9 protein-coding genes are annotated in these 8,897 nt (G+C 71.9%); 3 read left to right on the plus strand and 6 right to left on the minus strand.

What is annotated here, in order from left to right:
- Positions 1–6: 6 nt before the first annotated feature.
- The 4 genes from KBX34_RS19550 to aspS all read right to left on the minus strand — a co-directional run bounded on the left by KBX34_RS19550 (position 7) and on the right by aspS (position 4,672).
- The gene (locus KBX34_RS19550; protein ID WP_210926174.1) at positions 7–1,287 is read right to left on the minus strand and encodes an MFS transporter; all 1,281 of its coding nucleotides are present in this window, start codon (positions 1,285–1,287) and stop codon (positions 7–9) included.
- Positions 1,284–1,892, minus strand: coding sequence for a helix-turn-helix domain-containing protein (locus tag KBX34_RS19555; RefSeq protein WP_210926176.1), 609 nt, complete (start codon positions 1,890–1,892; stop codon positions 1,284–1,286). The genes KBX34_RS19550 and KBX34_RS19555 overlap by 4 nt, the downstream gene beginning before the upstream one ends.
- A 66-nt stretch (positions 1,893–1,958) precedes the next feature.
- Positions 1,959–2,771, minus strand: coding sequence for a sugar nucleotide-binding protein (locus KBX34_RS19560; protein WP_210926178.1), 813 nt, complete (start codon positions 2,769–2,771; stop codon positions 1,959–1,961).
- Positions 2,772–2,866: 95 nt separating this feature from the next.
- Positions 2,867–4,672 carry an aspartate--tRNA ligase gene (aspS, locus tag KBX34_RS19565; protein ID WP_210926180.1) on the minus strand — a complete coding sequence of 602 codons (1,806 nt, stop codon included), beginning with the start codon at positions 4,670–4,672 and terminating at the stop codon, positions 2,867–2,869.
- Between the two features lie 155 nt (positions 4,673–4,827).
- Between aspS and KBX34_RS19570 the strand changes: the two genes are divergently transcribed.
- The gene (locus KBX34_RS19570) at positions 4,828–5,562 is read left to right on the plus strand and encodes a DUF998 domain-containing protein (protein ID WP_210926182.1); all 735 of its coding nucleotides are present in this window, start codon (positions 4,828–4,830) and stop codon (positions 5,560–5,562) included.
- 73 nt (positions 5,563–5,635) lie between these two features.
- Positions 5,636–6,289 (plus strand): DUF998 domain-containing protein, encoded by a 654-nt coding sequence (locus KBX34_RS19575; protein WP_210926183.1) that lies wholly within the window; start codon positions 5,636–5,638, stop codon positions 6,287–6,289.
- 112 nt (positions 6,290–6,401) lie between these two features.
- On the opposite strand, the gene KBX34_RS19580 is transcribed toward KBX34_RS19575, so the two are convergent.
- Both KBX34_RS19580 and KBX34_RS19585 read right to left on the minus strand, forming a co-directional pair.
- A complete protein-coding gene (locus KBX34_RS19580) occupies positions 6,402–7,448 on the minus strand; it encodes a S1 family peptidase (RefSeq protein WP_210926185.1) in 1,047 nt (348 codons plus the stop codon).
- A gap of 289 nt (positions 7,449–7,737) precedes the next feature.
- The gene (locus KBX34_RS19585; protein WP_088947423.1) at positions 7,738–8,214 is read right to left on the minus strand and encodes a helix-turn-helix domain-containing protein; all 477 of its coding nucleotides are present in this window, start codon (positions 8,212–8,214) and stop codon (positions 7,738–7,740) included.
- Between the two features lie 55 nt (positions 8,215–8,269).
- Between KBX34_RS19585 and KBX34_RS19590 the strand changes: the two genes are divergently transcribed.
- On the plus strand, positions 8,270–8,776 hold the full coding sequence (locus KBX34_RS19590; RefSeq protein ID WP_088947422.1) for a PaaI family thioesterase: 507 nt from the start codon (positions 8,270–8,272) through the stop codon (positions 8,774–8,776).
- Positions 8,777–8,897 lie beyond the last annotated feature (121 nt).

The raw sequence follows: 8,897 nt of genomic DNA on the forward strand, positions 1-8,897 counted from the left end.
TCGTCCTCACCGGTCGGCCGGTACGGCAACCGCCGTCGGCTCGGCGGCGGGGGCGCGGCGCCCGGCCAGCCAGGCGGGCAGGTAGAGCGGGGCGGCGACGGCGAGCACCACCGCGCCGACCACCATCGCGGTGCCGACGCTGGTCGCGGCGGCGAGCGCGGTGAGCACCACCCCACCGAGGGCGGCAGCCGGCTGCGCCATCATCGAGTTCAGCGAGAGCACGCTGGTCCGGTACGGGCCGTCGACCTGCCGGTGCAGCAGCCCACTGTGCAGCGGGTTGGACGCGCCGTGCACGGCGTAGCAGGCCAGGTACGCCACCAGCACGCCGACCGGCCCGGCGAACAAGCCCATCCCGACCACCGTCACACCCTGGAGGATGCGCAGCAGGGCCGCACCCGGCGCGGCGCCGAACCAGCGCAGCAGCAGCGGGGTCAGCGCCGCGCCGGCCGCCGAGGCGAGCCAGGCGGCCGAGTTCGCCGGCCCGAGCAGCGCGGCGGCGCGTTCCGGGTTGCCGATCACCTCGGCGAGCCGGACCGGCAGCAGCGACTCGAAGGTGACCATGCCGAACCCCCAGAACAGCTCGACGGCCACCAACGCCAGCAGCACCCGGGAGCGACGCAAGAGCCCGACGGCCTGGCCGATCATCCGGGGCGCCTGGACCACTGAGGCCCGCAGGGCCGCGAACCCGGTGGCCGGCCGCTCTTCGACAAGCAGCACGACCAGCGCGACGAGCGCCGCCGCCTGCGCCACGATGGCGACCAGCACGGGCACCGTGAGCGCGCTGACCGGTCCGATCGGGCCGAGCGCGATCAGGCCGCCGCTGATCAGCGCGCCGGCGCCGATGGCGCCGCCGACGACGGTGCCGGCGTAGCCGAGACCGCGCTCGTACTCGGCGTCCGGGTCCGCGGCCAGGGTGGCGTCGACGTACCAGGACTCCAACGGGCCGCTGTCCAACGCTCGGTAAACCCCCTGCAGGGCCCAGACCACGAAGAACAGCACGAACGAGTCGGCCACCGCGAACAGTGCCAACGAGGCGAGGTTGATCGCTCCGGCGGCGAGCAGCACCGGCCGGCGGCCGAGGGCGTCGGCGAGCCCGCCGGTGGGCAACTCCAGCGCCAGCACCAGCAGGCCCTGCGCGGTGCCGACCAGGCCGATCTGCGGCAGCGACAGGCCACGCTCCTGCATCAGCAGGATCATGACCGGGATCATCAGACCCGTGGGCAGCCAGCGCAGGCCGTAGAGCGTGAGGTAACGACGCCGGACCTGGCGTACGGTCAGCGCGCTCATTGGAGACCCTCGCGCAACGGGTAGGCGGCAAGGAAGATCTGCACCGGCCTGGCCTCCGGGTCGGCCGAGTCCGCGGTGTCGGCCTCACGGTGGTAGCGCTCCAGCACCTGCCACATCTCCGCCTCCAGCTCCTTCAGCCGGGCCGGCGGAATGGTCATGAAGATGTCGCTCATGCCGAAGGCGTCCCGCCAGGCGGGCGACCACTCGTGCTGCGTGGCGAACCAACGGTCGGCGGTCTCGGCGAGGAGGCGCACCTGGTCGCCCTGTATCCACTCGATCGCGGCCCGGGCGTCGGGATCGTCGTCGAAGTCGCTCGGATCCCAGTTGGTGACGTCGTGCGCGGCCTGCCACCAGCGCTGCCGCCCGCTGCCCCGGTCGGGATCCTCGACGACCAGCCCGACCTCGGCGAGTTGGCGCAGGTGGTAACTGGTCGCGCCGGTGTTGGTGCCGAGCAGCTCCGCCAGGGTGGTGGCGGTGGCGGGGCCCTTCACCCGCAGAGCCCCGACCAGCCGCATTCGCAGCGGATGCGCCAGCACCCGGACCTGCCGTTTGTCGATCCGTACCTCACGCGGCACCGGCCGCGGGGTCGCTTCGTCGTTCGCCATGACTGCACACTATCTCTGCACACTTCCTATGCACAAGAGTTGTGCATAGGAAGTGTGCAATGGCGATCAGGATGCCAGGAGTTCGCGTACCCCGCGTAGTCGCGTGCGCAGCAGGCCGACGGCGCGAGCGGAGTCGAGGCGTACGTCGAGGGGGCGGGACAGGCCGACGGCGGCCCCGGTGGTGGTCTTGAGCCCGGCCGGGTCGAGGCCGAACCGCTCGGCGACCAGCAGGCCCAGCTCGGCCCGGCTGACCGCGTCCGGGCCGGCCACGTTGAGCACACCGGCGTACGTCGAGGCGACCAGCTCCAGCACGGCGGCGGCCAGGTCGGTGACGTCGATCGGGCAGCGCAGCTCGTCGCTGAACAGCACGGCCCGGCCGGCGAGCGCGTCCCGGCAGAGCTGGATCTGCTTGCTGCCCTCCCCCAGGATCAGCGAGGTACGCACCAGGGCCGCGCCGGGGTCGATCGCCCGTACGGCGGTCTCGGCGGCGGCCTTCGCGGCGCCGTACGCGTGCACCGGCGTGGGCGGGTCGTCGTCGGCGTACGGCGTGGGTCGGCCGGCGTGCAGCGCGTCACTGGACACGTGCACCAGTCGGGCACCCACCTCGGCGGCGGCGACCGCCACGTGCGCGGCACCGTCGGCGGTGACCGCCCAGTCGTCGTACCGATAGGGGGTCCCGACCACGGCGTCCGGCCGCACATCGCCGACCAGCGCGCGCACGGCGGCCCGGTCGGTCACGTCCAGCCGGCGCTCCGCAACACCCGGCACCGCGATCTCGCCGGAGTGGAACGTCCCCACCACCGACCACCCGGCGCGAATCCCCCGCCGACAAACCGACCGCCCGAGTAACCCACTACCCCCGACAACAAGCACCCGCATCCCAGCCCACTCCCCCACCGACGATCAAGAGGTTTGCGTCATCTCGCGGGGCGATGATGACGCAAACCTCTTGATCAACCAAGCAGGAGCGGGGGTCAGACCGGGTCGGCTACCGGGGCTGCTGGGCCGGCCGTTCCCGTGTGGGCCGTTGCGGGCGGCTTGGGCTTGGCGTCGATGCCGGCCTCGGCACGCTGCTGGGCGGTGATCGGGGTGGGAGCGCTGGTCAGCGGGTCGAAGCCACCCCGGGTCTTCGGGAAGGCGATGACCTCGCGGATCGAGTCGGCGCCGGCGAGCAGCATGCACACCCGGTCCCAGCCGAAGGCGATGCCGCCGTGCGGAGGGGCGCCGTACTTGAACGCCTCCAGCAGGAAGCCGAACTTGTCCTGCGCCTCCTCGGGGGTGATGCCGAGCAGGTCGAAGACCCGCTTCTGCACGTCACCACGGTGGATACGGATCGACCCGCCGCCGATCTCGTTGCCGTTGCAGACGATGTCGTACGCGTAGGCGAGGGCCCGGTCCGGAGCCTCCTCGAACCGGTCGACCCACTCCGAGTTCGGCGAGGTGAACGGGTGGTGCACGGCCGTCCAGCCGCCCTCGTCCGTGCGCTCGAACATCGGCGCGTCGACCACCCAGCAGAACGCCCAGGCGCTCTCGTCGATCAGCCCGGTCCGCTTGGCGATCTCGACGCGGGCCGCGCCCAGCAGCTCCTGCGCCTCCCGGGTGATGGCGCTGGCGGCGAAGAAGATCGCGTCGCCCGGCTTGGCGCCGACCGTGTCGGCGAGTCCGCCCAGGTGCTCGGCGGAGAGGTTCTTCGCCACCGGGCCACGCGCCTCGCCGGTCTCGGCGTCCAGCACCACGTACGCCAGGCCGCGCGCGCCGCGCGCCTTGGCCCAGTCCTGCCAGCCGTCCAGCTCCTTGCGGCTCTGCGCCGCACCACCCGGCATCACGACCGCGCCGACGTAGCCGCCCGCGTCGATCGCCCCGGCGAAGACCCGGAACTCGGTGCCACGCAGGTAGTCGGTCAGCTCGGTCAGCTCGACCCCGTAGCGCAGGTCCGGCTTGTCGGAGCCGTACCGGGCCATCGCGTCGTGCCAGGTGATCCTTGGGATCGGCTGGCTGATCTCGTGCCCGGCCAGGTCCTTCCAGAGCGCCGACACGATCGCCTCGCCGAGGTCGATCACGTCGTCCTCGGTGACGAACGACATCTCGATGTCGAGCTGGGTGAACTCGGGCTGCCGGTCGGCGCGGAAGTCCTCGTCGCGGTAGCAGCGGGCGATCTGGTAGTACCGCTCCATGCCGCCGACCATCAGCAGCTGCTTGAACAGCTGCGGCGACTGCGGCAGCGCGTACCAGCTGCCGGGCTGAAGTCGCACCGGGACCAGGAAGTCACGGGCGCCCTCGGGCGTCGAGCGGGTCAGCGTCGGCGTCTCGATCTCCAGGAAGTCACGCTCGTGCAGCACGCCCCGGGCCAGGTGGCTGGCACGCGAGCGCAGCCGCAGCGCGTTCGCCGGGCCGCTGCGGCGCAGGTCCAGGTAGCGGTACCTGAGCCGGATGTCGTCGCCGGCCTCGATCTGGTCGTCCACCGGCAGCGGCAACGGCGCCGCCTCGGAGAGCACCTCCAGGTCGGCGACGGTCACCTCGACCTCACCGGTGGGCAGCTCTGGGTTCTCGTTGCCGGCCGGTCGGCGGGTCACCTCACCGACGACCTTCACGCAGAACTCGTTGCGCAGCGCGTGCGCATCTTCCTCACGGAACACCACCTGGACAACACCGGAACCGTCGCGCAGGTCGACGAAGATGACCCCGCCGTGGTCGCGCCGGCGGGCCACCCAGCCGGCGAGCGTCACCGTCGAGCCGGCGTCCGCGGCGCGCAGGCTTCCGGCATTGTGGGTACGGATCACGGCTGGCAACTCCTCATCGTGGAACAGTCCTCACCGGCATTCTGTCAGGGGTGGCCGCCCTGCCTCCGGGGCACCCGGCAGGCCGACGCGATTCGCAGGTGGGGCAGCCCGGCGAACCCGGCTCGGGCAGCGGCCATGCCGGTTAACGTGGCGAAATGCGCGCCGTACCGAACTGGGCCGTCGCCACGGCGGCTGCCGCACCCCTGCTGCTGGTGGCCGGCTGGACGGTCGCGGAGGCGCGGCAGCCCGCCGGTTACGACCCGATCCGGGACACCATCAGTGAGTTGGCCGGGCAGGAGGCCGTCGACGCCTGGATCATGATCAGCGCGCTGGTGCTGCTCGGGTGCTGCTACCTGGCCGTCGCCGCCGTGCTGCACGCGGCCGGATTGCCCAGCCGTTTCCTGCTCGCCGTCGGCGGGGTGGCGACCATCGCGCTGGTCGCGTTCCCCCGCCCCACTGTCGGCGGTTCGCTCAGCCACGGCATCGCGGCGACAGTGGCGGTGCTCGCCCTGGCGCTCTGGCCGGCCGGCTCGGCACTGTGGCTTCCGCGCGGGCACGACACCCAGCACCCGAGCAGGCCGGACCCGCCCTGGGCGTTCCGTCGGGCGGTGGGGCTGAGCGCCACGGTGGTGCTGCTCGCGCTCTTCGGGTGGTGCGCGTACGAGGTGACCAGCGGGTCCCGCACCGGGTTGGCCGAGCGGGTGACGGCGGTGGCGGTCTCACTCTGGCCACTGCTGGCCATCCTCTCCGCCCGGCGGGCGCACCTGGCCTGGGCCGTCGGCGGTGCGACAGCCATCGGCCCGACGTTGCCGACCGGCGGCGTCATACCCCCGGATCCGCTCGGGCCCACAATCGGGCCCGCTCCTCGAGGGCCCGATCGGCTGCCGTAGGTCACGGTGTGTCGGCCCGAACGCCAGGCCTCGGACCCGGGAGTGGGGCCGTTCGCACCGCTACGCTCACCCGATGTCCGCCGTTCCCCGCTGGGCCCTGCTGTCGGCCGCTGGCGCACCGTTGTTTCTGATCGGGGGCTGGACGCTGGCGCAGGCCGCCCAACCCGACGAGTTCGACCCGGTCCGGCAGACCATCAGCGCGCTCGCCGCCGCCGATGCCGACCAACGCTGGATCATGACGGTGGGGCTGGCTGGCCTGGGCATCTGTCACCTGGCAACCGCACTCGGCCTGGTCGTCGCGGCACCGGCGGGTCGTGGGCTGCTCGCCCTGGGCGGCCTTGCCACACTGGTCCTGGTGGCGTTCCCGCAACACCCGGGAGGCGGCTCGACGACGCACGTCGTCGCCGCTGGGGTGGCGTTCGTGGCGTTGGCTGTCTGGCCCGCCCTGGCGGTGCCCCACCGAGCGGCGCCGACGGTGCCCCGTCGAGCCGCACCGTCCCTCGGCCGAACCCGGCGCGATCCACCGGACGGGTCGGCTCCGCGCGTCCGCTGGACAGCGCTCGCGGTGACGGCGGTGCTCCTCGGACTGCTCGGCTGGTTCGCCGTCGAGTTCTTCACCGACGGCGCGTGGATCGGGTTGACGGAGCGGCTGGTAGCGGCCGCCGAGGCGGTCGTACCGCTGGCCGCTGTGCTCGCCGCACTGGCCTCCGGGCGGCGGCCGGGCTGACCGCTCGGTGCCGCTCTTTTCTGAGGTACGCCGAGCGCGCCGCGGACGGCGGGCAGCCAGGACAGCGAACGGGCCGCCGGAGGAATCCGGCGGCCCGCTGGCGGTGACTGGATCAGAAGACGCTGACGCCGTAACGGCTGAGCGCCTCGGTGACCGGCTGGAAGTAGGTCGTGCCGCCGGTGCGGCAGTTGCCACTGCCGCCGGAGGTCATGCCCAGGGCGGTGCCACCGGCGAACAGCGAGCCGCCGCTGTCGCCCGGCTCGGCGCAGACGTTGGTGCGGATCAGGCCGGAGACCGAGCCCTCGGCGTAGTTCACCGTGGCGTTGGTCGCGTTCACCGAGCCGCTGCGCAGGCCGGTGGTGCTGCCGGAACGCTGCACCGACTGGCCGACCGACGCGTTGCCGGAGCCGGTGATGTCGCGGAAGCTGCCGTTGTAGAGCGACACGTTGCCGGCCGCGTTGGCCGAGTTGCTGTGCCGCACGATGCCGTAGTCGTTACCCGGGAAGCTGGTGCCGGTACGGGTGCCGATCAGCGAGCTCTGGGAGGAGTTCGAGTACCAGCTGGACGCGATGTTGGTGCAGTGCCCGGCCGTCACGAACGAGTAGGTGCTGCCACTGCGCACGTTGAAGCCGAGCGAGCAACGCCCGCCCCCGCCGGCGTAGATGGCCTGACCGCCGGAGATCCGGGTGCTCAGCACGCCCGCCTCGGCCTCGACCCGAACCGCGCCGTTGGCCCGCGCGGCGGCGGCCTTGACCCGCTCCAGCTTCGCACCGGTGACGGTGCTGTCCACGGAGACGACGACCTGGTTGGTGACCGGGTCACTCCACCAGGCGGTGCCCGGGATCTTGGCGGACCGCTCCAGGTCCGCGGTGGCCCGGTTGAGCTCGCCGGCACCACGGGTGACGTAGCGGACGACGGCGCCGGCCTTGCTCGCCTTGCTGGCGGCGGCGGCGTCGGTCACCGTGACGACGGACTTGCCGCTGGCGTCGATGTACGAGCCGGCGGAGCGGTCACCGAGTGCCGCGGAGAGCGCCGCGGCGGCATCCGGCGAGGCTGCGGGAGCGGCCTGGGCGGGTGCGCCGATGAGCGCGCCGACGACCAGGGATCCGGACACGGCGACGGTGGCCGCGATGCGGAACGAGGACCTCGTGGGTCGCATGTAACAAACCTCCTGGGCGGGGGGACGGGTCACGCCGGGGGGAACGGCTGACCCGAGGGCAACCCGGCCGATCTGCGAAAACCGGTCGAGTGAACTGAAGTATTCACATACTTAAGATCATTGACAAGGCCTGGTTTCGCCCGGATTTGCCGATCTTGGCGGGCCACAATGCCGCAACACCCCTGACACGCTGGTGAACAACCACCGTCACACCCGCATGGTTTTTCGCGCGCACGGTTGTCGATGCCTTCCCGGGCACCGGATGCCGGGTGGGTGGGGGTGCCGCGCGTCAGGGCGTACGGCGGCGGGCGCCGGGGCCCGGGCGCGGCACCACATCGCGCGGCTGGTCCACGTCGTGCCCCTCGGCGCAGCGCAGGTCCACACGAACCGGAGCGCCACAGTCACGGTGAGCGACGCTGAGCGGCGGACCCTCCGGGCCAGCGAGGTACCGGTCGCCCCAGCCGAGCACGGCGACCAGCACCGGCCACAGGTCCAGGCCCTTCTCCGTCAGCCGGTACTCGTGGCGCAACCGGCTGCCAGGCTCCCGGTACGGCTCACGGCTCAGCACGCCCTGTTCGACCAGAGTGGCCAGCCGGTTGGTCAGCACCTGACGCGGGATGCCGGTGCGCACCCGCATGTCGTCGAAGCGGCGTACGCCGGTGAACACCTCGCGGAGCACCACCAGGGTCCACCGCTCACCGAGGATCTCCATCGCGCGGGCGATGGTGCAATTGTCCACCGACCAGTCCAGTGCCGCGGGTCGCATCCGACCAGGCTAGGTCTCATTGACAGACTCAGCAACGTGCTGCCAGGCTGCGCCCATGACGCAGACGCAGGAACCGGCGCGCAGCCGGACCTTCAGCTGGGCGGACCCGGCGGCCAACGCCGCCCAGATCGGCCGACGCAGCGGCATCGACATGCTGCGGGCGATGATCGCCGGCGAGCTGGCCGCGCCGCCGGTGATGCACCTACTCGACATGAGCCGGATGGAGGCCGACGAGGGCCGGGTCAGCGTCGAGTTGACCCCGCAGGAGTTCCACTACAACCCGCTCGGCACCGTCCACGGTGGCGTTCTCTCGACGCTGTTGGACACCGCCGCCGGGTGCGCCGTGCACACCACCCTGCCCGCTGGCGTCGGCTACACCTCGCTGGACCTGAACGTGAAGTTCCTCCGCCCGGTCACTGTCGACAGCGGCACGCTGCGCTGCGAGGGCACTGTGCTGCAACGTGGCCGGCGTACGGCCCTGGCAGAGGCCCGCATCACCGACGCGGACGCCCGCCTGATTGCCCACGCCACCAGCACCTGCTTGATCCTCCCCCTCCCCTAACCCCACCTTCCCTTGAGTTGATCAAGAGATTTCGGTAAGGAAACGGGCTCACGGTGACCGAAAGCTCTTGATCAACTCAAGGGAAGGTGGGGTTAGGGGAGGGGGAGGATCAAGCAGGTGC

Origin of the sequence: Micromonospora sp. M61 (assembly GCF_018070245.1) — a bacterium.
Taxonomy (GTDB): domain Bacteria; phylum Actinomycetota; class Actinomycetes; order Mycobacteriales; family Micromonosporaceae; genus Micromonospora; species Micromonospora zamorensis.